25 protein-coding genes are annotated in these 24,472 nt (G+C 34.1%); 1 reads left to right on the top strand and 24 read right to left on the bottom strand.

Annotated features, from left to right (window positions below; genetic code table 11):
* Positions 1-41: 41 nt before the first annotated feature.
* The 11 genes from C1638_RS19785 to C1638_RS19835 all read right to left on the bottom strand — a co-directional run bounded on the left by C1638_RS19785 (position 42) and on the right by C1638_RS19835 (position 12,414).
* Positions 42-1,376 carry a trigger factor gene (locus C1638_RS19785; protein ID WP_109623665.1) on the bottom strand — a complete coding sequence of 445 codons (1,335 nt, stop codon included), beginning with the start codon at positions 1,374-1,376 and terminating at the stop codon, positions 42-44.
* 175 nt (positions 1,377-1,551) lie between these two features.
* A complete protein-coding gene (locus C1638_RS19790; RefSeq protein WP_109623666.1) occupies positions 1,552-2,106 on the bottom strand; it encodes a hypothetical protein in 555 nt (184 codons plus the stop codon).
* Between the two features lie 26 nt (positions 2,107-2,132).
* The gene (locus C1638_RS19795; RefSeq protein ID WP_109623667.1) at positions 2,133-4,517 is read right to left on the bottom strand and encodes a TonB-dependent receptor; all 2,385 of its coding nucleotides are present in this window, start codon (positions 4,515-4,517) and stop codon (positions 2,133-2,135) included.
* 251 nt (positions 4,518-4,768) lie between these two features.
* A complete protein-coding gene (locus C1638_RS19800) occupies positions 4,769-5,125 on the bottom strand; it encodes a hypothetical protein (RefSeq protein WP_162926059.1) in 357 nt (118 codons plus the stop codon).
* A 145-nt stretch (positions 5,126-5,270) separates the two neighbouring features.
* Positions 5,271-7,202 carry an ABC-F family ATP-binding cassette domain-containing protein gene (locus C1638_RS19805; RefSeq protein WP_109623668.1) on the bottom strand — a complete coding sequence of 644 codons (1,932 nt, stop codon included), beginning with the start codon at positions 7,200-7,202 and terminating at the stop codon, positions 5,271-5,273.
* Positions 7,203-7,389: 187 nt separating this feature from the next.
* Positions 7,390-8,736, bottom strand: a complete 1,347-nt coding sequence (locus tag C1638_RS19810; RefSeq protein WP_109623694.1) for a phospholipase effector Tle1 domain-containing protein — start codon at positions 8,734-8,736, stop codon at positions 7,390-7,392.
* A gap of 155 nt (positions 8,737-8,891) precedes the next feature.
* Positions 8,892-9,569, bottom strand: coding sequence for a response regulator transcription factor (locus tag C1638_RS19815; RefSeq protein WP_109623669.1), 678 nt, complete (start codon positions 9,567-9,569; stop codon positions 8,892-8,894).
* Positions 9,538-10,302 carry a sensor histidine kinase gene (locus C1638_RS19820; protein WP_228428226.1) on the bottom strand — a complete coding sequence of 255 codons (765 nt, stop codon included), beginning with the start codon at positions 10,300-10,302 and terminating at the stop codon, positions 9,538-9,540. Before C1638_RS19820 ends, C1638_RS19815 begins: the two co-directional genes overlap by 32 nt.
* Before the next feature lie 17 nt (positions 10,303-10,319).
* A complete protein-coding gene (locus tag C1638_RS19825) occupies positions 10,320-10,943 on the bottom strand; it encodes a hypothetical protein (RefSeq protein ID WP_109623670.1) in 624 nt (207 codons plus the stop codon).
* 16 nt (positions 10,944-10,959) lie between these two features.
* The gene (locus C1638_RS19830; RefSeq protein WP_228428228.1) at positions 10,960-11,730 is read right to left on the bottom strand and encodes a hypothetical protein; all 771 of its coding nucleotides are present in this window, start codon (positions 11,728-11,730) and stop codon (positions 10,960-10,962) included.
* A gap of 63 nt (positions 11,731-11,793) precedes the next feature.
* Positions 11,794-12,414, bottom strand: coding sequence for a DUF5715 family protein (locus C1638_RS19835; RefSeq protein WP_109623672.1), 621 nt, complete (start codon positions 12,412-12,414; stop codon positions 11,794-11,796).
* Between the two features lie 220 nt (positions 12,415-12,634).
* On the opposite strand from C1638_RS19835, the gene aqpZ reads away from it, so the two are divergent.
* Positions 12,635-13,348 (top strand): aquaporin Z, encoded by a 714-nt coding sequence (gene aqpZ, locus C1638_RS19840; RefSeq protein WP_109623696.1) that lies wholly within the window; start codon positions 12,635-12,637, stop codon positions 13,346-13,348.
* 96 nt (positions 13,349-13,444) lie between these two features.
* Here the strand turns inward: aqpZ and C1638_RS19845 are convergent, their stop codons facing one another.
* The 13 genes from C1638_RS19845 to aceA form a co-directional block, all read right to left on the bottom strand.
* Positions 13,445-14,302 carry a penicillin-binding transpeptidase domain-containing protein gene (locus tag C1638_RS19845; protein WP_109623673.1) on the bottom strand — a complete coding sequence of 286 codons (858 nt, stop codon included), beginning with the start codon at positions 14,300-14,302 and terminating at the stop codon, positions 13,445-13,447.
* A gap of 37 nt (positions 14,303-14,339) precedes the next feature.
* Positions 14,340-15,005 (bottom strand): hypothetical protein, encoded by a 666-nt coding sequence (locus C1638_RS19850; RefSeq protein ID WP_109623674.1) that lies wholly within the window; start codon positions 15,003-15,005, stop codon positions 14,340-14,342.
* A 161-nt stretch (positions 15,006-15,166) separates the two neighbouring features.
* A complete protein-coding gene (locus C1638_RS19855; RefSeq protein ID WP_109623675.1) occupies positions 15,167-15,712 on the bottom strand; it encodes a hypothetical protein in 546 nt (181 codons plus the stop codon).
* Positions 15,713-15,817: 105 nt separating this feature from the next.
* Positions 15,818-16,804 (bottom strand): LuxE/PaaK family acyltransferase, encoded by a 987-nt coding sequence (locus C1638_RS19860; RefSeq protein WP_185140448.1) that lies wholly within the window; start codon positions 16,802-16,804, stop codon positions 15,818-15,820.
* A 190-nt stretch (positions 16,805-16,994) separates the two neighbouring features.
* The gene (locus tag C1638_RS19865) at positions 16,995-17,765 is read right to left on the bottom strand and encodes a UDP-2,3-diacylglucosamine diphosphatase (protein WP_109623676.1); all 771 of its coding nucleotides are present in this window, start codon (positions 17,763-17,765) and stop codon (positions 16,995-16,997) included.
* 24 nt (positions 17,766-17,789) lie between these two features.
* On the bottom strand, positions 17,790-18,236 hold the full coding sequence (locus C1638_RS19870) for a 6-pyruvoyl trahydropterin synthase family protein (RefSeq protein WP_076352703.1): 447 nt from the start codon (positions 18,234-18,236) through the stop codon (positions 17,790-17,792).
* Between the two features lie 400 nt (positions 18,237-18,636).
* Entirely contained in the window at positions 18,637-18,999 is a 363-nt protein-coding gene (locus C1638_RS19875) for a hypothetical protein (RefSeq protein ID WP_123838405.1), read from the bottom strand.
* Between the two features lie 455 nt (positions 19,000-19,454).
* Entirely contained in the window at positions 19,455-20,897 is a 1,443-nt protein-coding gene (locus C1638_RS19880; protein WP_109623678.1) for a serine hydrolase, read from the bottom strand.
* A gap of 54 nt (positions 20,898-20,951) precedes the next feature.
* The gene (locus C1638_RS19885) at positions 20,952-21,332 is read right to left on the bottom strand and encodes a hypothetical protein (RefSeq protein ID WP_109623679.1); all 381 of its coding nucleotides are present in this window, start codon (positions 21,330-21,332) and stop codon (positions 20,952-20,954) included.
* A gap of 39 nt (positions 21,333-21,371) precedes the next feature.
* Complete coding sequence (locus C1638_RS19890) at positions 21,372-21,896, bottom strand: hypothetical protein (RefSeq protein ID WP_109623680.1); 525 nt, start codon at positions 21,894-21,896, stop codon at positions 21,372-21,374.
* A 32-nt stretch (positions 21,897-21,928) separates the two neighbouring features.
* Positions 21,929-22,324: an acyl-CoA thioesterase gene (locus C1638_RS19895; protein ID WP_109623681.1), complete on the bottom strand. Its 396-nt coding sequence runs from the start codon at positions 22,322-22,324 to the stop codon at positions 21,929-21,931.
* A 111-nt stretch (positions 22,325-22,435) separates the two neighbouring features.
* A complete protein-coding gene (locus tag C1638_RS19900) occupies positions 22,436-23,008 on the bottom strand; it encodes an OmpH/Skp family outer membrane protein (RefSeq protein ID WP_109623682.1) in 573 nt (190 codons plus the stop codon).
* Positions 23,009-23,186: 178 nt separating this feature from the next.
* Positions 23,187-24,467, bottom strand: a complete 1,281-nt coding sequence (aceA, locus tag C1638_RS19905; protein WP_109623683.1) for an isocitrate lyase — start codon at positions 24,465-24,467, stop codon at positions 23,187-23,189.
* Positions 24,468-24,472 lie beyond the last annotated feature (5 nt).

Here is a 24,472-nt window from a genome sequence, read left to right on the forward strand (position 1 = left end):
CAAAAAATTGACGGTTTTCAAATATTTATATCGGTGTATAATTATTTCTTAAGTTCTTCTAAAAATTCGTCGTGAGAAATTTTAGTTTCTTTTTTGCTAGACTTTTCAAGGATAACATCCTTCAATTTAGCCATAGCTACTTCAGAAGAGATTTGTCTTACCTGCTCTTGGTCTTTCAACATTTCAACAGCATATTTTTGAACCTCCTCATCACCTAGGTGGTGAATTCCGTAGATAGCCAATTGATTTTTCACTAACTGCTCAGCTTGTGCTAATACATCAGCATAGTCAAGGTTAATTTCGTTATCAGTCATCAATTTTCCTTCGATAATCTGGTATCTTAATTGGTTTTTCTCAGCTTCAAGGATTTCTTTAGCCTGCTCTTCAGACTGGATGTTCTGGTTAGAGAACATTAACCATTTTACAAGGAAAGTTTCAGGAAGTGCTACTTCTTCTTTTTCAGTCACTTGCTCCAATACTTTATTCACAAAGTGAACATCAGCATTTTGTTGGAAGTACTCGTCTAATTCAGTTTTTACTTTTTCTTTAAGCTCATCTTCAGACTTAATGTTTCCTTCTCCATATACTTTGTCGAATAAGTCCTGGTTAAGTTCAGCTAAGTTTAATGAATAGAAGTCTTTTACTTTTACTTCTACCTCATTGTGGTGTAGGTGCTCTACTTCTTCTTTGCTGAATCCTAATTCTTTAGCTAGTTCTTCATCACCTGCAAGAGTTTCCTTAGTAACTTTTACAGAACCATCCATTTTCAAAGCTTTTACTAGTTTGAAAGCCTCCTTGTTGTCAGCTGTAACAGTAACGTTCTTTGGGTGGTGGTGGTGCTCTCCTTCAGCGTCTTCTTCAACTACTTGAGAAACTTCTAAAGCAATGTAAGAATCTTTAGTGATTTTATCTTGAGGAACTTGCTCAGCGAAACGCTTCTGCATGTTTTCAATGCTCTTTGTGATTTCTTTTTCAGAAGCTTCTACTTTGTAGTGAGGAGCTTCATATTTAGCTAAATCTATAGTAAATGCAGGCTCGTATCCTACTTCAAAAGCAACTTCTAACTGATCAGCGTTGTAATCGAACTCGTTTACTGGCTGAGGAACTGGCTGACCAACTAATCTTAACTTGTTTTCGTTAACATAGCTGTTCAAAGCATCAGAAACCTGTTTGTTGATTTCTTCAAATGCAATACCTGCTTCATATTGTTTTTTAACCATACTTAAAGGCACTTTCCCTTTTCTGAATCCAGGAACTTGCGCATTTTTAGCATAATTAATCAACTGCTTTTCTACTTTTTCTTTGTAGTCAGATTTTTCCAATGTCACTGTAAGCAATGCACTTACATCATCATGGTTTTGTGCGGTAACCTTCATTATTGATTAAAATTTTAGGTTGCAAAAATATGAATTTTTTATGACAAATACCCATTTAAAATCAACTAATACAGCCAAATGTTGTTAAATAAAAAAACCACTGAAAAAATCAGTGGTTTACCAAATTTAATATGAAAAGATATAGGTCCTTTTCTTTGAAAGGATTTCTTTTTAATTAATGAAAATCTATAAATAGATCTACATCACTTTCACCCCCTACAGTGCTTCCCAATTGGTTATCTGCAGATGGAGAATTGTCATTTACAGAAGTAGGGCCATGTACCAGTGTAATGTTTACTTTACCGGCTGCTGCAGTAGCTACAGTCCATTCTGTTTTAAGTCCTAATTTTTTACCGTCAGTTCTTACGATATCATTAGCTGCTCTTTTTACTTTTACATCTGCTCCTGAGAACTTATAAACAACAAAGTGCATATCTTTTTCTTCTATAATTTCCTCAGCACTGTGATAATGATCGTCATGTTTAATTTGAAAATCAACATCTACAGCATAAGTTGCTCCCTGATTAAGGTGAAGGTGATCCGCTGTTTGGCCGTCTATAACATTTACCGTTTGTATTTCGCCATTGGCTTTATTGGTAAGAGTTACCACAACCTTTCCAATTTCTTCATGCTCATGGATATCTTCAGGGATATCATCGTTCCCGTTACGACATGAGAATAGTAATACAGCTGCAAATAATAAAAGTGATATGTTGAATAATTTTTTCATTTTAATTTAATTTTTAATATTAATTGTTAGAAATTGTATTTAAGAGTAACCACAAAATTTCTTCCCGGTTCCGGCATATAATACCTCAATCTGTTGAGATATTCCTTGTACTCTTTGTTAAAAATATTATTGATTCTGAAATTCAGATTCATGTTTTTGAATAGATCTGCACCTATTGATGCGTGAAATATTGAAAATGAGGCAGGAGGAGTACTGTAATCTATTATTCTGGTTACCAGTTCTCCATCCTCAATAAACTGCACAGGCTGATCTCTGATTGGGAAACGGTTCTGCTTGAACACATTTTCATTTTCCAGTCTGATATAGAAGTGAGACGGTTTATTCAGATTGAATTCCAATGAATTTCTAAGGTTCATAGGCATCATTAGGATAAGAGGTTCATTTTTTGTTAAATCATCTCCTCTTAATGCACTGAAACTTGTTGTCCATTTTAGATTATCCGAAATAGTAAGCTGCGCATCTGCATCTATCCCGTACATTCTGGCTTTTACCTGCTGATAGGCCCAAACGGCAAAGGTTCCTCTACTTGTATTCTGGATCTCTATCGGCATTTGATTGATGAAGCTGTCAGAAAAGATAATATACGGATTAGCTTCCACCTGTAGTCCTTTCAAAACATCGAAACGACCTGTAAGAGAGAGATTGGCATTATAAATTTCTTCCTTTTTAATTCTTAAATCTCCTTTTTCAATAATGGCTGCAGAATGGTGAAGTCCATCAGCAAATAGTTCTGCCGGATTCGGGGTTCTGCTCATTCTTGAAAAATTAAATTTAACATCAAAATCTTTGGAAGGCTTATAATTCAAACCAATATTTGCTGAAAAATTATGATAGTCAAAAATAGGACGGGAAAGCACTCTGCTTCCACTCTGCTTTATATAAAACTGAGGAAAAGCACTTGCATATTTTTCATTCCACTCTTTAGCATCATAATATTTGTAAGAATCATATCTGCTAAAATCATATCTCACTCCCGCTTCTGCATTCAGTTTTGGAGAGAAAGTATATTTAAAGATAGAAAAAGCTCCTGCATCATAACGGTAATAATCCGGAATCAGACGTCTAACCTCCGTTGCCGGATTAGGATAGTTATCTTGAAAACCTGCTGAAATCCCACTTTCCAGACTCCAGTTTGAACGTTCAATAAGATGAGTAAGGCTTGCTGAATGGGTAATCAGTCTTAAATCCATAGAAGGAGTGTCTTTCAAATCTCCTTTTCTGATATCATATTCCTTACGTTTGTTCAACTGAAAACTGTATTGAAAAGTAATTTTTCCAAAATCAGCGAAACGTTTATAGGCAGAAAACTTAGCAATATGATGTTCTACATTCTGTTTCGGATATCCGATGTCATAGCTGAAATCATCCAAAAAATAAGGCTGTCCGAAGTTCATAGCCCTGTAGATATCATAACTGTTTCCCAGATGTGCTCCTTTATAAATTCCAAAATCCTGATTGATTCCGCTATAGGAAACATCAAACCCCTCCATAAAGCCGTGCTTTCCGAAAGAAAAGTTGAATGAATTCACCTCTGCTCCGGTATTCTGAAGAGTATGATGTGGAATATAAATATCACCAAGCTTTTTATAGCTTCCGCCTGCTTTTACAAACCATTCATTCTCCCAGGATTTAAGCACATTAGCTGAGATTTCACCCCCTCTTCCGTTAGAGATTCCTGAAAGCTTTACATTTCCCATCAAAGTATCTTTCTTTGGTGGGATTGCAGGCTCAAGAAGTACGACTCCCGCTACTCCATCATTCCCGTATTTCAAAGCGGATGCCCCTTTAATAACATCTATATGTTCGAAGTCATTGACATCTACGTTGGGAGCATGCTCTGCCCCCCATTCCTGTTCAGCCAGCTTCACTCCATTATTCATAATAGAAATACGGCTTCCATAAAGACCATGAATGACAGGTTTTGTAATATTATTTCCTGTCTTCAACACGGCAACTCCCGAAATTTTGGAAAGGATATTTCCAAGATTTTCTGTAGAATTCCTTTCAAGTTCCGCTTTATCCAATGTTTTCATTACTACGGAACCTTTGTTTTTATGACTTCCGTGTAAAGTAATGGTTTCTATATCACCTGTATGGTGTTCTAGAGTAATGGTAATATGAAGATCCTGATCAACTCCTATATTTTCAGTATAATCATTGCAATCAGGATGTTTGGCAATGAGTGTATACTTCCCTGCAGGAATCTTATCAAAGGAAAATTTCCCTTTTTTATCTGTTTTCACTGTAAGGTTTCCGATTTTCACCACCGCATTTTCCAGCATGGTTTTATCATGAAAATCCTGAACGGTTCCTTGTACGGTGTAAGTTTGTTGTGCACTCGTGAATACTGATCCACAAAAGATCAGTAGCAGGCAATATATCAATTTCATTGTAAATAGATGGATTGCGTACCCCTTTAATGAGGGTACATTTTTTCGTTAAAATTTGTTGGATGGGTTTATTTCATTGTACAATGTAGATTGTAAAATGTATTAATGACAGAAGCTAGTAATGGGCGTTTTTGTTCCAATTATAAACTAACAACTATCTTTCAGCGACCTAAAATATTATACTTTAAGCCTAGAACATATACTTTGAACTCTAAAGTTCAGAGCAATAAAACCCAATAAGAATTGATTGATTATGCAACTGCGGGCGGTCCCCGAAGCTGAAAAGTGAATTTGGTCTGAGACCAAATTTTTTCCTGAATGGCAATAATTTGCTTTACTTCGTGCGTATAATGCTCAAAGGTGAAGCTGAATTCTTCAGGAGCCAATGTATGTCCGGTAACCAAAAAGTGGCAGGCCAGACAGTCGCCAGCTTTCTCTTTAGCAACAGCTTTCGTCATTGAATTTTCAACCTTTTTAAGATTAAAAGCCTTAAAATAGTCTACAGAATCATGATGGTGAAAGCTTTGAGAAAGCAGCGCGAGGAAGTACACCCCAAACAATAGTCTGGAGATAAAACTCTTTAAGTTTCTGCTTTCTTTAAAAATCATTTTTCAAAATTAGGAAAATAATTTAATTTTCAGACTAAACTTCTATTAAATTACTTTTATGATTTACAGATAATACGTCGAAACAACTTATCTATTGTTACAAAAAAAATGCTTCATAAAAATTATGAAGCATTTATATATTGATTTAATCAAGTTGAGTTCCCAGGTATTCCCATTCCTGCAAAGCAGCATCCAGCTCTTCTTTAGCAGTATTATACTTTTCTAAAGTTTCATCTGAAGGGTTTTCTTTAGCAAAGGAAGCTTCCATTTCTTCAACTTTAGTTTCAAGTTCAGAAATTTTTTCTTCTACTTTCTTGATTTTATTTTGAATATTTTTCTGCTCCTTACTTACAATATTAGATGCCTGGCTGTTACTCACAACCGGTTTTTCTTCAACTTTTTTAGTCTCTACTTTTACATCTTCCTTATGAAGTTTAGCTTTTTCTGCAGAAATCTCTCTAATTGTTTCTTTTTGTCTGTATTCAAGATATTCATTAATGTCACCAAGGAATTCTTTCATCTTTCCATCACGGAATTCATAGATTTTATCACAAAGTCCCTGTAGGAATTCTCTGTCGTGAGAGATTACGATCAAGGTCCCTTCAAAATTCTGTAAAGCCAACTTAATAATCTCCTTAGATTGGATATCCAAGTGGTTGGTAGGCTCATCCATAATCAACGTATTGAAAGGACGAAGTAATAGTTTACAAAGGGCCAAACGGTTTCTTTCTCCTCCGGAAAGTACTTTTGTCTTCTTAGAAACGGCATCTCCCTGAAATAGGAAAGATCCTAATAGATCTCTTACTCTAGGTCTTGTTTCTTCTGTAGCGGCATCTTCTGCTTCTTCTAAAACAGTTTTGTTAGGTGTTAAAACCTCTTCCTGATTTTGGGCAAAGTAACCGATGTTTACATTATGTCCAAGATTCCAAGAACCTGAATAATCCTGAATATCACCTGCCAAAATCTTAGCAAGCGTCGTTTTCCCTTGTCCGTTTTGCCCTAAAAGAGCAATTCTATCTCCTCTTTGAACGATGAAATCTACATCATCAAAAATTTGTTTTTTCCCGTAAGCTTTCCCTAAATGTTCTGCTTCAAAAATAATTTTTCCGGGAACCATAGATTGTACGAAACGAATATTGAATTTTGAAACGTCTTCGTTATCAACTTCGATACGTTCAATTTTGTCTAATTTTTTAATCAATGATTGAGCGAAAGAAGCTTTTGTAGCACTTGCACGGAATTTATTGATGTTATCTTCCATCTGCTTGATCTCCGCATCCTGATTCTTTTTAGCCTGAATCAGTTTTTCACGGCGATCTTCTCGCATCACAAGATATTTTGTATAGTTGGCTTTGTAATCGTCAACTTTTTTATTGTTGATATCAAACGTTCTGTTACAAACCGCCGTCATGAATTGTTTATCGTGACTTACGAGAACAATTGCTCCGGGATAGTCTTTCAAGAAGTTCTCTAACCAGATGATGGATTCCATATCCAAGTGGTTGGTAGGCTCATCGAGAAGCATAATATCATTCTTTTGAAGAAGTAATTTTGCCAATTCGATTCTCATTCTCCATCCTCCTGAAAATTCATCGGTAATTTTTTGGAAATCATCAGCCTTAAATCCAAGACCAAATAATACTTTCTCCATATCGCCTTCAAGATTGTAGGCATCATGGTTCATTAAAAGATCATTCAGTTCGGTCATTTTATTAATCAAATCCGTGTAAGAATCACTTTCGTAGTCGGTTCTTACGGTCATTTGATGATTGACTTCCTCTAGCTCATTTTTCCAAGCATTAATTTGCTCAAAAGCCTGCATTGTTTCAGCCCAAACCGTTCTTCCTTTTACAAAATCAAGATCCTGTTTTAGAAACCCAATTGTAACGCTTCCCTCAGTCACAACTTCTCCTTCGAAGAAATTGATTTCTTTGGACAGCATTTTCAATAAAGTGGATTTTCCCGCACCATTTTTTCCTACGAGACCTACCTTATCATCCTTTTTAATGGTGAAATTTACATTTTGAAATAAATAATTTCCTGAATGGTGTAATCCTAAACCTTGAACCGAAAGCATTTTTTAAATTAATGGTTAATAATGAATGATGAATTTTCGAGCGCAAAAATACGGAAAAAGAAATGAATAGCCCAGAAATAAAAAATTGAGAGCTTTAATCACATCTTTATACTCTTTCTAAAAACAAAAGGGACACCTTATCTGATGTCCCCAATAACCTAAATTTAAAACTGAGAAGTACTAATTGCTAATGGTTAATTTCATTTAATATTCTTATTGCAGGAGCTTTTACAATGGAACGAACCCAAATATCATTATTGGGAACACTTGTTCCGTATAGAAAATCTGCCACAAAATTATCTTCAGGCAAGTGAAGTTCAACAGAAAGCCTTGTCTGGCTGTTCGGATCTACTGTGGTACTGCTTGAAACATTCAATCCGTTATTGAGAAGTTCAACATTAATTTCATATTCCGACTGTCCCGACTGATTATTGCTATACAGTCCAAAATTGGCTGAAATATGAGTATAGTCTGCCAATCCATAATAATTGTATATTGGTTTTCTATCTAATGAAATATCTTTCATGTAAGTCCCCAATTCTTTATAAAAACTTTCAAGCAAGGGGTGTCTGTTATAATCTACTTCAAAATACATTTCCAGATTAAAAACAGATGCTATTCTATTGGTTTCTTCAAGCATAAGCTTTCCATACACTTTTGAAAGTTCGTTGTAGACTTTATCTCTGCAAACATACGCCTGAGATAAAATATTTCTTTCTTCAATTCTATACTCTGAAAGTAAAGCATTCCATATTTTGTGACCTCCGGCATCAGTTTTTGCATTTCTGATGTCTTCAACATAGACTTTCAGCTGATCAATATTTAAAAAATCCGTAGAAATATATACTGATTGCGGTCCTTCCAAATACCCTCCTCCAACGTCTGCATGGGCTCCGGGAACAAAAATTTCTTTCCAAACTGATGAATATCCTTCTATTCTTTGATCCCGCATCGCTCTTGAGTCACAAAAAAAGCCTGTCAACGGAAAGAAAAATCGACTTTCGTTCACAGCACAGAAGTGAAGTGCATTTTCTACCCGATGAGAAAGACTCAGATCGTAAGTATTAAAGGGCTTAGATTCTACAGCATCAAAAATCCCCATGAACTTTATCTTAATATTCCCATGGAAATAATGAGATAGGAATTGATTACAAAAAGTTCTTGCCAGCATTCCTCCTCTCCCGAATCCGTATAAATAAAAGTGATATTCACAACCCACTTCTTTGATTATATTCTGTACAAAATCATGAGCTTTCTGAAGTTTATCATCAGAAGAATACCCATTTCCATAGGGCGGGTTGGCACATGTTGCCATTGCAAAATTGCTATCTTCTTTTCCTGTTACGGTTCCTATTCCTTCAATATATATTTTCTCATATCCGTTAAATGATCTGTATAATTTATAGATATTGGTAAATGCACCATGATAGCTTTCATTATTGTTCAATGGTTTATCGGATGAAAGAGCATTTACTCCGTTGTTTCCTGTACCGTCAAAAAAAATTCCGACGGAAATCACTCTACTGCCATTCATTATTTTAATAATTTTTAATACAGATCCTGTCTGTACATTTATGTTTTTTTTACTTAAAATCCCTAAAAGAGACATTTCAAAATAACGGAAGAAAGATGGGGTAAGCTAGAGTGAAAACTACTAAATAAAAAATTCCGTATTTCTACGGAATGAGGTTATATTTTTTCAAGAGAGTAAATATTGTTTACAATGGCGTAGATTACGATTCCCACTGTGTTTTTGGCTCCAATTTTTTCGAGGATACGCTGTCTGTGACTTTCCACAGTTCTTGGGCTTATAAAGAGTTTTTCGCCTATTTCATTATTGGTGAATTCCTGACAGATCAGTTTTACAACATCTTTTTCTCTTTCAGACAGTTCATCTTCTGTTTCAAAAAGCGAATTTTTCTTGGCAGTACTGTTCATATAGGTAAACAGCATCTGATGATCTTCAGCAGTAAAGAAAACTCCATTTTTATGAACCATCGTTATGGCATCTATAAATGTTTTCTTATTTGAATTTTTGGGAAGGAAAGCAGAAACTCCTAACTTCACCATATACCCCAGAATGGAGGTTTTGTAATGGGATGAGAGAATAATAATTTTAAGATCCGGATATTTTTCCTTGAGGATTTCCACCAGCTCAAATCCGTTCATGGGCTTCATCTGAACATCTACGAGGGCAATATCAGGAAATTCTGATGCAGAAAGTTTTCCCAGATCTTCTATAAAATCGGGACCATTATCGGCGGTAAGACCAACGGATATATTTTTTTCATTAGACAAAAGCATTTTTACCCCTTCAAGGATCAGCTGTTCATCATCAATCAGTGCTATTTTGATTTGGGAACTCATGATATTTTGGAATTTTTACAATTAAACGACTTCCTTTATTTAAAAAAGTTTTTTTCCATTTGTGAACGGCATTCATAGACTGGATTCTGGATTCAATATTCTTGATTCCCATTCCCTTTTTCACCTCTTCATATTCAAATCCCTGCCCATTATCTGAAATAATAACAGCCATATTTTGCGGATAATCTTTGATGTAAATCCACAGGTCTGTAGCATCAGAATGCTTAATTACATTGGTGGTGAATTCCTGAATAATCCTGTACAACTGTACTTCTACAAAAAGATCTTTCTTTTCGTATCCCGGCATTACCTGCAGGGAAATATTAATTTTATGAGAAAGATTGGCAATCAGTTCTTCTGCATATAAAACCAGTCCTACTGATTCAAGATTAACAGGATATAGTGAATGAGAAATACTTCTGGCAGCATCAATCAGGGAAGACATTTGACCATAAATATTTTTTTTTATCACCTCATCACCCTGGGTATCAAGGTTATTAAGCCATAAGGAAAGGATATTGAGCCTGTTTCCAATATCATCATGAATCATGACTGCAATTCTTTTTCTTTCTTCTTCCTGGGCTTTAATATTCTCCAGTACCAATTTCTTCTGATGAAGAACTTCAGCCTCATGCTGGGTATTTTTTTCTTTAATAATCCTGCTGATAAAAGCTCTGTAAGCCAGCATAATAAAAGACACTATAATTGCTATGGTAACAATTATAAGGATCAACAGGTTAATATTTAAGGTTACTTCTTTAATTTGATGAATGTATATAAAAGTGAACAGTACAAAATACTGGATAGGATATTATTGGTGCTAAAAAGGATATAATAATCGTTTTCTGAAAGATTAGCGATCTGATGCTGAACAATAAAAATAAATACAGACACTGAATAGTAGAAAAATATACTGGCATCCACAAAAAGGAACCGGTTCTGGGCGGTTCCGCTTTTAATCTCACCAATCAGGGTAAATCCTGAAAGACAAATAATGATAATATTGGAAACCACTTTAGCAATATCTGCATTCGCAGGATAATCGAAGCCGTATTTTGAAATCATAAACCCAACAGCCAGTGTTCCTACCAGAGCCAGAAGGTATTTTGGCCAATCTAATTTTCTTATGAATAAACTTGTCAGTAAGAAAAACTCTCCGGCTATATAAAACGGATAAAGAAATGATGTATCATTAAGCTTGAAAACATACGGCAACACAAGATTCAGCAGTTCAATAAAAAAAAGGAAAGCAATACAATGAAAATATTGCTTTTCCTTATGATTTAATATGCGGTATTTAACAGCTCCCAACAGTATTACAGCCAGAAGCAACCCGTAGTTGAGGAATAAAATCGTCTTATAAAGATCTGCCATTCCTTTCTATATTATTTTAAAATTCGCATCCTACATCCGGTATACGGCAAATAGGCGGACATGGTTTTGCCCAATCGTATGTATTGGTAGTCATTTGTACACGTTCTGAATTTTGAAGGCTTTCATGGAAAGATATAAAGATAAGCGTTGTTAACATTTTTCCATAAATATCATTGTACTTAAGCCCAAAAGAACATGTAATTTTTGACAGGCCATCATCTGACAGGCATAAATCTGCTGTAGGAACATAGAATTTCCTAAAAATTCCTTCTCCCTCAGATTCTTTACATTCTTTGTAAATCCAATCCATTCCTGAATCTCTCCAGCTTTCAATGGCTTCTACCGCCTTATCTTGCTCAAGAATAGGTTTATTGGATACAGGGAATGCCATATCTGAGTTTTTCTCTATTTTCTCAAAACCTTTGGAAAGAACGGTATTTTTAACAATCGTATATTCCTGAACTTCCTGAAGTTTCAAATCATGGGTCAGTTCAATAAGATAACTGCATGGATATTCCTTTTCTTCAATTCTTTTCCCATCATCATTCATAGGATAAAGGATCAAAATCAGTTTCTTTTCATAAATACCTATTGCTGCACAAAATTCAGGATAGTTCTTGTAATTTCTCATCCAATTAAGCTGACCGTCAGAGATATTAAAAACATAGTTTGCAGGAATTAAATCTTTTATTCTAAGAAAATTAGAACAGCACTTGTTCCATTCATCGGTAGCAGTTCTGCACCCGTCTACAGAAAGCATGAAATCTACAATGTTTAATGTTGTCATAAGCATGGTTTTTAGTTGTATAAAATTATACAAACTAAACATGCTATGCAAGTAGGAATTTAACTAATAATTTTTCACCGTAATATGATAACAGCTTTGTTGTTTTTCTTTTATGTAATAAATTCTACCAGCATTTGCATAATGCTTTAAAACTTTCTCCAACGCCACTTCCATTTTCGGATTGTACTTGAGAATATTATTGAACCTTACATAAGAAATATCGAAGGAGTTGCCATAATTATGAGAACTAATCCCTAGCGAGGCGTTGGAATTTACTTTTCTTAGTCTGCATTGGTCCTCCAGTGTTCTTGTAATGGATGAAACAGTAAATGTTCCACCTTTTGTAGCTTTACTGAATTTAGCCCCCATATTCTCCAGGGTAGTTTTTGCTTTGGAAACCATATATCCTTTACTATAATCAAGCTTTTGAACATTATATCCTTTTCCTGATTTCTTTATTTTATGAAATTTCCCTTTACTGATGTATTTCTGTACTGTTTTAGAATCTTTGAGTAATTGGACACCAAAACTCTTCGAAGCATCCAAATGGGGTTTGTAAAGTGCAGTAGGCTCCACTTTCAGAACAGTCGTAAGATCATAGCAGGGAAGAGCTTTTTTGGCTGCCTGCGAATAATGTAAACTATAAATAAAAGGTACGAAGACCACACAAAGAAACTTTCTCATTAACCACCGCTTTAAATTACTAACAAAAGATAAATCGTTTATGTTATATCTTTCAACTATGACTCTAATAGTATTCAAATAAATCCCAAACAAACTTTAAACCAAATTATTGAATTTATAATTTTTGTTCTCTTATTTTTGAAATATTTTTTCAGTTTTAACTTTTTATTTTAAGATATAAATTCTACATTTGAGATACATTTTTAAAATAAACAACATGATAAAAAAACTTTTTGCTGAATTTTTCGGCACATTTTGGCTTGTTTTCGGAGGTTGTGGAAGCGCTGTCTTCGCAGCTGGCGTTCCCGACATAGGTATTGGGCTTTTAGGGGTTGCACTAGCCTTTGGTCTTACAGTTCTTACAATGGCTTACGCTGTAGGTCATATCTCCGGAGGTCATTTTAATCCGGCTGTTTCCTTTGGACTTTTAGCGGGCGGAAGATTTTCTGCAAAAGATCTTGTTCCTTACATTGTAGCGCAGTGTTTAGGAGCTATTGTTGCAGCAGGATGCTTATACACAATCCTAAACGGAGCCGGAGTAGTAGATTTTTCTAAACCCGGGGCGTTTGCCACAAACTTCTACGGAGAGGCAGTTTATAATGGAAAAGCATTCAGTATGGGAGCTGCATTTCTTGCAGAATTCTTATTAACAGCGTTTTTCCTTATTGTAATTATGGGAGCAACGGATAAATGGGCTAATGGTAAGTTTGCAGGAATAGCAATTGGTCTTGCGCTTACTTTAATTCACCTTATCTCTATTCCAATTACCAATACTTCCGTAAACCCCGCAAGATCTCTTTCTCAGGCTGTTTTTACAGGAGGACTTGCTATGTCACAACTTTGGTTGTTCTGGGTAGCTCCAATTTTGGGAGGAATTGTAGGTGGATTAATCTACAAGTTCTTGCTACAGAGAGAAACAGAAGAAGTAGTATAAATAGAAGCTTTATTCTAACTAATAAAAAAATAAACTATCTCAAACGAGATAGTTTATTTTTTTTCATAACATCAAAAAGCATTTAGAAAAAGTTATCTATTTCAGAATGTTAAGATCTTTGAAAATAGTTTTCGTGATTTGTTTTCTGCAAGCTCCAAAATTAGGATTCTTTATCTGCCTATCCTGAAGAAGTCTGGTAGCAAAAAAATAAATTCCTTGCTTATTTTCTATACTCCCTACCCACCAACCGGTGTTTATTCCATTATCTCTTGTCCAGCCTGTTTTTGATCGGATCGTAAAGTCTTCAGTTTTTTCAGAGATCATTACACTTTTTACTATTTCCATATTTCTTTTTGAAAAAGGAAGATCTTCTGTATATAGATTTTTTATAAATTCTACCTGATTAAGTGGTGAAATTCCAAAGTTTCCAAAGTTCCAAAAATCAGCGTCCGTCTGTGAAAGATTAAGATTTCCATAATGGGAACGTATTAAATATTTTTTATAATTTGTTTTGCCTATTTTCTTCGCCAACTCTACGAATACCCAACCTGCAGACACCTCAAATGCTTCTTTTACGGTCATGTCATGATAAATATCGGGTCTGAAACCATATTTTACAGTATCTGTTTTTCCCGGCCACTTTACCACTTCATATTCATCTTGAATACTTCTTGTTTCTAAAGCAATCAGCAGATTAATGATTTTGAAAGTTGAGGCAGGCAATGTTTCTTTTTTTGAATCAATAGTATCAGACAGAATCCAATTCTTTTTGCTGTTATCGTATATTACTACAGATCCATTTACGTGGCATTCATTAAAATACTTTTTGAAATCATTTCTGATCACAATATTCTTTTGATTAAAATTTTCTGAATCTTTTAGAGAGCTATTTACAGAACAGGAAACTGTCAATATGACAAAACAAACGCATTGAATAATCTGTAGTAATTTCATGTTTTTTAGCTAGGTTTAGGTTTTATTAGATTTAATCTTATGAAATACTTTCTCTTTTAATAATATGCTCCAATGTTAAATGTAATTTTTCAATATCACCGCCGTCAGGATAAAAAAGCCACAAAGTATTATTATCCTGATAATCAAGGAATAAAAGTTTGGTATTCCCCGAACCAATTGTTAAACAATTCGCAATATCTCTATAATCTAGATCTTGCTTTGGTAATGATATTTCGTTAGCTATTTTCAGCAGTGTATTTGTAAAACCTTTCAATTGATTAATCATAAGACAAGAAGTACCATCTACCTTTATTTTTTCACAAAGTTGCTGGAGGTCATACAGCTCAAAAGGTTCTTCATTCAAAGAAATTGAAATCTGCGCGTCAAATTCTTCACTTGTTAAATAATTAAAATAGGATAAAGGGATCTCGATTTCTGCTTTCTTAAGAATAGAAGTCAGTTGTTTGATCGTTTTCTTCTTTTTTTCAACAATGATATTGGGATTAGAATACCCAAATTCATCTGACTTCCACTGTACTGTATTAAACTTAAAAGACCTTGAACACTTTGGGCAATCTATGATCATAAAAGCCATTTTCTTTTCTAATGCAGACTGTAGGAAATCGTAATCGTGTTTACTGAACTCTATTGGTTTTACTTTTTCTCCACAATCCCAATGATAAGGGCAAGTAATTTCATCCATACTTCTTTTTTAATAGTAAATCTGATCAATAAAAAACCTGAAAAATAAGCCGTAATTTTTTGGGAATATTTTCATTTTCAGGATTAATTTACCGTACAATTATGTTCTACTAATGTACAAAAAGAAAGCATCAAAAAAATCCTGTATGGAAACAGGATTTTTCATTTTATTTTTTTGATTTCAAAGGGATTTTTAAAAATAAGCTCTTCATGTTTACCTTTGATTTCCATTTTGCGTTGAAGTAAATTCAAAGCCATTTTTCTAATGAAAAGGTCTTTATCGTTTAACTTCCAGTAAGAATCTTCATGAAGTCTTTTGGGCTCTCGGATAAGATAAAATTCCGTCTCCCAGGTGTCTGCATTATGGTAAAATTCAATGATTCCGCAATGTTCAGGAATAAGTTTGGCATCTACCATTCCCATTGGTAATAGAAAACTGAATGCATTACAAACATAGTCTCCACAGGAAATCTTGTCGTGTTTCAGAAATTTCTCCCCTGTATCTTTATTTAAATATGACTTTTTGAAATCATTCTTAAAGTCACTTTTTGAAAACTTAATCTCTATTTCATGGCTCATTCCCTCAGCATCAACGATGAGTATATCTGCTTCCCAATCTGCCTGAAAATAATTTGTCAGAACCAGTTCTTTCTCAAAGTCGCAGTGAGAATGGATGTAAGCGTGAACAAGTTCTTCTATTTTGATCATGATGTGATATGAAATGGGTTTAAAGACAAGAAGTTCAAGGTGATAGATATCAGACTTTAAACATTGAAATATTGTACAGGTTTTTCTCTTGATAACAAACCTTAATTAGCTCACCAGCAAGCTACATCCACGGATATCGGAATGGTCTATTCTCCCCAATACCTGAAATTTATCTCCTGTTATTTTTCCTAAATCCTGAGTGGCAATAAAGGAGCAGGAATGGGTATTGGCAAGATCAATGATATTAATGGCTCCTGTTCTTCCTTCTTGTTCGTAGGAAAAAGGATCTTCAGCATTTCTAACCAAAATTCTCATCCAGTTAGGGCAGCTGTATTCATTATTCCCCAAAGAGTAGGCCTGAGACAATAATTCCGTCATTGAATATTCCGAATAAATCTTATCTGTATTAAAGCCATTCTGTAAAATATTCAGAAGCTCATCCTTTGTCATTTCTTCTTTTCGTCCTTTCATACCGCCTGTTTCAATGACAGTAAGGTTAAGAGATTCAGAAATTGAAAGATTAAGGGATTCTACTGTATCCAAAAAGTCTAGCAGCGCAAAGGAAACTCCGAAAAGAATAACTTTTTTATCCTTTAATTGGCTTAAGAGATCAAAAAGTTCAGAATGGTTATAAAGAAAATATCCATTGTCAGGTTTGTCTGATCTTTTCATCAGATAGTCCACCATATAAATCAGTGATGAATTCTGTTTCTCCAGATAACTTGGAAGCAAACCTAGGAATATAAATTCCTCAGGCTTTCCGATGAATTGTTCAAAACTTTTATAAATGCTTTCCTCATACAATTCAGGGTTGGCAATAAAGTGTTTTGATAGATTCATTTGTGTGGTTCCGGAACTTTGAAAAAATAAATCAGCAGTTACATTTTTATCCAGAATTTGGTGATTTTTAAACATTTCAATGGGTAAAAAAGGGATCTTATCAAGGCTTTTAACCTCATCCGGATTGATGTTTAAATAGTCAACAAATTTCCTATATATTTCAATATTTTCATATTGATAACGAAATGTTTTCAATGATGCATTTAGGAAATCCTGCTCTGTTTGTATGCTGAATATGCTTTTCAGTTCCATAATTTTTAACTCTTCTACAGCCTTGAAAAAAGCTACTATTAGAAAACAATATTTTATTTAATAATTTTTTAATGCTAAAATGATACTTTGGTAAACTTCTTGTAAGTATTTACTTGGAATATGGATTAAAACAGAATGGGTCTCCCACTCATTCGCAAATTACCTCTTTTAGGGGTAATTTTTTTGTTATTTATTTCTCGTAAACTTTCAATTCAAAGTCCTTTTCAAAAACTCCGTAGGTAAAATAGGAAATCCAGTCTCCAAGGTTGATGTATTTTGAATTTTGTTCCAAATCCAGTACCATTGGAAGATGTCTGTGCCCATACACAAAATAGTCAATCTTCTGAGTTTTCAATTTTTCTTTGGAATAGATAATCAGGAACTCTTTATCTTCTCCTAAGAAAGCTTTATCCTCATCTCCGGAGATCATTTTATTCTTTTGAGAAAGGTACAATGCAATTTTCATTGCAATATCGGGATGAAGCCATTTGAAAAACCATTGTGCCACCGGATTGGTGAATAGTTTCTTCATTCTTTTATAGCCTTTATCACCAGGCCCAAGCCCATCACCATGAGCCAATAGAAACTGCTTACCTCCCATTTCAAAGTATTGTTTCTGATAGAAAACCGTACATCCGATTTCCTCTTCCAGATAATCTTTCATCCACAGGTCATGGTTACCCACAAAGAAATAAATATGAATTCCTCTGTCTTTCAGTTCTGCAATTTTCCCTAAAACACGTACATATCCTTTAGGAACTACATGTTTCCATTCATGCCAGAAGTCAAAAAGGTCACCCATTAAAAATAAAACCTGTGCATCTTCTTTGATCTCGTCCATCCAGCGTATAAATTTTTCTTCACGCACTTTGCTTTCCTTAAGAGTAGGAGCACCAAAATGCTGATCTGAAGCAAAATATACTTTTTTTCCAGGTTCTAGATTAATTGTTGTTTTTAACACCTTTTGCGTTTTATAGGATGATAATTATTGATTGTCTTCTGCAAACCATTCTCCATAAGAATTTTCTGTCTCATGAAGTTTCAGATAAGCCAGTGATATTCCCTCAGGAAGTCTAGATTTTACTTTGGCTGCAATAGCATACAGCATATTTTCACAGGTTGGCTGAAAGCTGCAATAGATTACTTTATGTCCTTTTTGCTCAAGATCGTCTCCCAATTCCTTGTGTGGAGTTAAAGCATTCAAAAGAACTGCATGGTCCCAAACGTCTACAATTTCAGATTTTACGATACTTTTGATATCTCCGAAATCAACTACCATCCCATTTTTAGGGTTTTCAATATCATTAATCGGCTTTCCTTTCACTGTTACAAACAGCTTATAAGAATGTCCATGCATATTTTTACACTTCCCATCGTAGTTGTACAGTACGTGGGCTGTTTCGAATGTAAAAATTTTTGTTATACGTATCATATTAAATGAATAAATTTAAATTATTGATTTTTAACCAATTACACTCGAAGCATTTATAAAAAGTTCAAATAAATGTCAACAAAATGAAAAAATATCAAATCAATTGTCAAATTTAAGATAAAAAGAGGAAGAAATAAAATGCTTTCATTATTTGAATAAGTTTATTCATAAAAAAAGGAGTAAGCGAAAAATATCACATACTCCTTATAAGTTTAAATAAGCTTTTCTAGTCTTCTTAAAAATAGTAATTCAGACCTAACTGGAAATTAGTATTTTTTGAAGCATCTCCAAGTCCATTTTTAACAATTTCAGTTAAACCAGCAATATAACGGGCATTAATTTGCCTAATTAATTGATCAGTATTTTACTTTTTAGCATTTTAATAGAGCCATAATTGCCTTTAGCTCAAGTTTTGGTAAGTAAAGTCTTCTGCAATTATTTTTATTATACCTCCTGATGTATTCAACTCAATTAAATATGAAGATAGTCTTTTTTCATCTAAATGGCCATTCCACTTTTTATATAATGAAAGTAGATCAGAATCATCGTCATTTAAACGTTGTATATTTAATATAGATTCTTCCGCAACCATTCCAAAATTTAAATTTAGGTTGAGCCAATAAACTTCTCTGAAAACTAAATTTTTTGAAATTTCATTATCATCAATTTCAAAACAAACTTCATCGATAATACCTGAATTTCTTCTATCGATATTAATATTTAGCAAAACTTTATCATGCCAAGTATAATCATTTATATTCATAATTTTATTTTTTATAATAAGGTCATTTAGAGGAGGCAAAAATATGTTTACTTCCCCCATTGATATGAAAATGGTTCTGATTGGGCCCTTTGAATCCTGGTTGTGTCGCTGGGTCAATCCTTAATTTTTCAATAAATTTTCCATTTTCGTATATACCATAACTTGAATTTCTATATGGATTTTCAATATAATTCTCAGGTATGTATGCATTTCTAGGTAAAACTACTCCCTCCTTGGTAACGATGAAAGGGGCGCGTAATTTTTGGAGATGTACCTGTATTATAAGTTGTAGTCTTAATGTACTCTCCTTTGTAGATGGTTACAGGTATTTCCTATATAGGTACATATTGCTCATCGATTATATTATATCCAGTGGTTTATCAAAAGTCCTCCTACCAAGAAAGATTTAACACAGAAAAGACTGTTTCTATTACAACGATATTCAAATCTGCTTTTTAATCTATTTTCAGGGTTAGATTATTATCTTGTGTTCCGTCTACGTTGGCAGCATTGTAAGGAACTGTTAACCATCCGCTTTTGTTCATGACAAATTTAAATATATAGGTTTTTCCTTTTTCAAACTGTGATTTTGGGATTGCCAATTCAAAAGTATTGTTGTTTTTGGAAATTAATTGATATGATTTATGATCCGCTTTCCAATCATTAAAAGAGCCTGCTACTGAAATACTGTTAATAAATTCAGCACTTAGATTTTTTGGATATTGGTAGGAAAATATAACGTTGTCTTTTTCTATTCTGTATCCGTAAACATCTTTCTTCAAATTGGAGTGAACATGAGGCTCTGCAATGGTAATCTCTTCTACCAATGCATATGGATCCATAAGTTTTTTATCCATAATTCCTGCAATGTGGTTAACCATTTGATACATCACCGGAAATCCTTTGTTACCATTATACATTACCACGATAGCCATATCATTCTCTGGAAAAATACTGTATGCGCTTACATTTCCACCAGAAAAACCATATGATCTTATATTATTTGAATCGGTAATTTCCCAGCCATACGCGAATTCAAATCCGTTATTTTTATAATTAAATGGCTGCCACATCATTTTTTTTGTTTCTGGTTTCAGAAAATCATTTTTACTAAAATGTATGCTCCACTGCAAAAAAGCTGGAAGTGTAATGGCCAGTCCATTTGAAGAGTGAGCTCTCACTCCTTCAATGGCAGTTAGTTTTTCGTATTGTTTCTTCGTTGCATTATAATTGTACTTCCCTACCCTGTTAGGTATTTTTTCAACAGAATTGGAAGAAAACACGATCTGATTTCTGGAATCCGGAAATTGATTTTCTACGATATAGTTTTCATAGGTCTTTCTGGTTATTTTTTCAATGATCATGGTAATGAGTAGATAATTGGTCTGATTGTATCTATAATGATCTCCGGTTTCAAATTCCATTTTTTCTTTACCTAATCGGTCAATGACTTCAGCATTGGTTGCATTTACCGAAATATCTTTAAACTCGACCCAGTTTGGAAGCCCCGAAGAATGCGAAAGAAGGTTTTTCACCTGAATATTCTGCCATTCCTTTGGTAAATTATCTACATATTTTGAAACTTTATCTTCCAATGACAACTTTCCTTGTTCAATAAGCTTAAAAAGACCAACATTTGACATTAGCTTCGTATTGGAATAAATCCTGAACATGGAATTGGAATCCACTTTTTTATTACTTTCTAAAGTTTCTGTACCGTAATATTTTTGGAAAACTATTTTATTATTTTTCACAATTCCCACAGCCATTCCTGGGATTTCATTGATCTGAATAACATTTTTCACATAGTTATCAACTGCTTTTGATTGTTCAGTTTTTTGAGCATAGCAAAAAAGAGAAAGGTTAGATAAGACTACTGTTAAGATAATTTGCTTCATTTTTTATCGTTGATTTCTTTATATAAGACAATTCTGGAGATTATAATATTACTTTTAGGGTTGTAGTTTTTCTATTTCAAATCCCAATTCTTTCAAATAATTCAATCCATTTTGTCTTTCCATCATATTTTCTCCTATCCAACCATTTTTTAACCCTTGTACAATGAGTTGCCTTATATATTTTGGCTCATTCATATTTACTATCTCTATTGAATCTGTTATGTTATTGACCAGACTAATCCCTGATTTTAAGGGCTGTCCCATTATATAATCATCAAAGGTTAGAAAATCAATAATGAGTGGAGATTGTTTGTTTCCGCTTACAAAGATTTTCACTGTCAGAGTATTGGTTTCTGTTCCATGATGATATTTATCTGTAACCAAATACAGATATTCTTTATGATCAACAACTATTTTTCTTAATTTATTTTTCACTCTGCATTTCCCATTTCTAAACCATTCTTAGATTAGGTCTTATTTGTAATAATCTTTTCCTCCAATTCCAATGGTCCAGAAGTTTTTTGCTTTTACCAGCTCTTCTTCAAGCCAATTTTTATTTTCCTCATACTCGTTATTGGTTTTCATTCCAGCAATATCTTGTTCTACATCTTGTTCTGTAATTTGTCTCCAAACACCAACTGAATTATTCAAAAAGATATAACAATACCCCGCTTCGCTATTATCTACTTCTCCATTATTCTTTTCTGTAAGAATCTCAATAAGTTGATTGGCTCCAATCTGGAATGGATTAATCCCATAGATTGACAGTTCTGTGCTTTCAGGAAAAGGCCCATAAATAAATTCTATAAATTCGACATTTTCATTTTCATCAAGATCTATTCTAAGTTCGTAGTCATCATAGAATAATTGTATATTGTCAGGATTATCTGATGGTTCTCCCAATAATTTTTCAATATTAGTCTTGGATTCACCCAATGAAAGTTTTCCGATATTTTCAATGTGAATGCATTCTAATGGTATAAGTTCGATTTTTATCATTTTGTGGACATGGTTATTTAGATTTTGAATTTTTATAATATTAAGCCTAGCTTTTCCAGCCAATTTCTTTCCAATCGTTTTATTTTTTTTGTTTCTGTATCAAATAAAACCCAAAGTGTACTTGAATCTACCACAAGCTCATCATTGCAATAAAATTCTACTTTTCTTGGTTGTTTGGCCCCTTCAGGAGTTTTGGGATAAGTTTTCACGGTAATCATATCATCCAGATACACCTGTTTTTTGTATTGGATATGATGGTCCAAAAGCATCCAGGCATCATTTACATATTCTGTTTTCTGTTTTAAAAGATCCCAGTGCTCAGCCGCCACTTCTTCTACCCAATGTACATACTGCACATTATTAACATGATTGTTCTGATCTATATGTTCTTCCGTTACCCGTATCTGTTTTTCATACATTAAACTCATCTCTCTGAAATATTTACTCAAATTTATGATTTAAAAATAAAACATACTTTATATAAAAAAACGGAATCAGATATTCATCCGATTCCGTTTTATAATATTAGAATATTAAGATTATTTTTTAGACTTTGGAGCAGCCTTAGTTGTTGCAGAAGCTCCTAGTTTAGTTTTTACTTGAGCAGTGATATCTTCACTTCCATCTGTATAAACAAGATTATTACCATCCTGTGATGAAGTATCAAATATATAATTCAGGTTTCTTTCTTTCGCTACAGCAGAAATAGCATCCTTTACTTTTTGTTGTATTGGAGCAAACAATTCATTTTGCTTAGCAGAAAGTTCTTTAGCAGCCAGTGCTCTTCCTTCTTCTATTTTTTTTGCCAGTGCCTGTAGTTCTGTGTGAGCAGCCATCAACTCTTTCGTCACCGCTTCCTTATTGGCTTCAGTCATTGTACCTTCTTTATTCTGTGCAGCTTTAAGTTTAGTCTGATACTCAGTGATCATTTTTTCGATTTCAGTCTGCTTTGCTTTTGTCAGCCCCTCAATAGTCGCCCCTACCGTTTTTACATCAGACAAATTAGCAAAAATATCATCAGTGTTCACGTTTCCAATCTTCTGCTGAGCATTTGCAGCATTCGCCGTTAGTGTTAACCCTGCTGCAATAAAAAATAATTTAATTAGCTTCATTTTATATATATTTCAAAAAATTCATTTTTTTCGAGTCCAAATATAACATAATTTTCCATTTGTTTTTCGGTCTTTTTTTCAGTCAAAATAAAGGGGTAATTAACACTAAAGTTATTATTAAAATCCCTCCTCAAAACTGAGAAGGGATTGGAAAAAATATAATGCGAAATACTAATTTTTAATGAAACTGTGCTGTTTCTGTAGAGTCTTTCATGGCTACTGTAGCAGAAGAACCGTTGGTAACAACATTTTGAACCTCATCAAAATATCCTGTTCCTACAAAAGACTGATGTTTCACTGCTCGGAATCCTTTTTGCTGAAGCGCAAATTCACGTTCCTGCAATTCTGAATATCCTGCCATTCCTCTTTCTTTATAAGCCAAAGCCAGCTCAAACATTGCCGTATTCAGGGCATGGAACCCTGCCAATGTGATAAACTGGAATTTGTAACCCATTTTTGCCAACTCTTCGCGGAAAGTAGACATCTCTTCCACACTTAGCCTTGCCGCCCAGTTGAAAGATGGAGAACAGTTATAAGCAAGCATTTTTCCAGGAAATTTTGCATGAATTCCATCTGCAAATTTTCTTGCCTGTTCCAAATCCGGATTAGAAGTTTCCATCCATATCAGATCCGCATAAGGAGCATAGGATAATCCTCTGTCTATGCCTTGCTCTACTCCATTTCTTACTACATAAAATCCTTCAGAAGTTCTTTCTCCTGTTACAAATTTCTTGTCTCTATCATCAATATCTGAAGTCAATAAATCTGCAGCATCAGCATCGGTTCTCGCAACAATAAGACTTGGAACCCCTAATACATCTGCAGCCAGACGTGCAGCTATTAATTTATTAATTGCTTCCTGAGTAGGAACCAGTACTTTTCCTCCTAAGTGTCCACATTTTTTTGCAGAAGAAAGCTGATCTTCAAAATGGACACCTGCCGCTCCTGCCTCAATCATCTGCTTCATAAGCTCAAAAGCATTCAGATTACCTCCAAAACCTGCTTCAGCATCTGCAACAATTGGTACAAGGTATTCTTTATCTCCAGCACCACTTACCGACTGAACCTGATCTGCTCTTAATAAGGCATTATTGATTTTTTTCACCACAGACGGTACTGAATTCGCCGGGTATAATGACTGATCCGGATACATTTCTCCTGATAAATTAGCATCCGCAGCTACCTGCCATCCTGAAAGATAGATCGCTTCTAATCCTGCATCTACTTCCTGTACGGCTTGGTTACCTGTTAATGCACCAAGTCCTGCCACATAATCCTGAGTATTTAATTTATCCCAGAGTTTTTTAGACATTTCTGTAGCAATGGTATAGTCAATTTTATAGGAACCTCGAAGTTTTAAAACTTCTGCCGCTGTATAAGGTCTTTTCACCCCATTCCAGCGTGGGTTCGTTAGCCAATCTTGCTCTAGAGCTAGGATTTGTTCTTGTTTTGTTTTCATAATAT

Source organism: Chryseobacterium oncorhynchi (genome assembly GCF_002899895.1).
In the GTDB taxonomy this organism is placed as follows: domain Bacteria; phylum Bacteroidota; class Bacteroidia; order Flavobacteriales; family Weeksellaceae; genus Chryseobacterium; species Chryseobacterium oncorhynchi.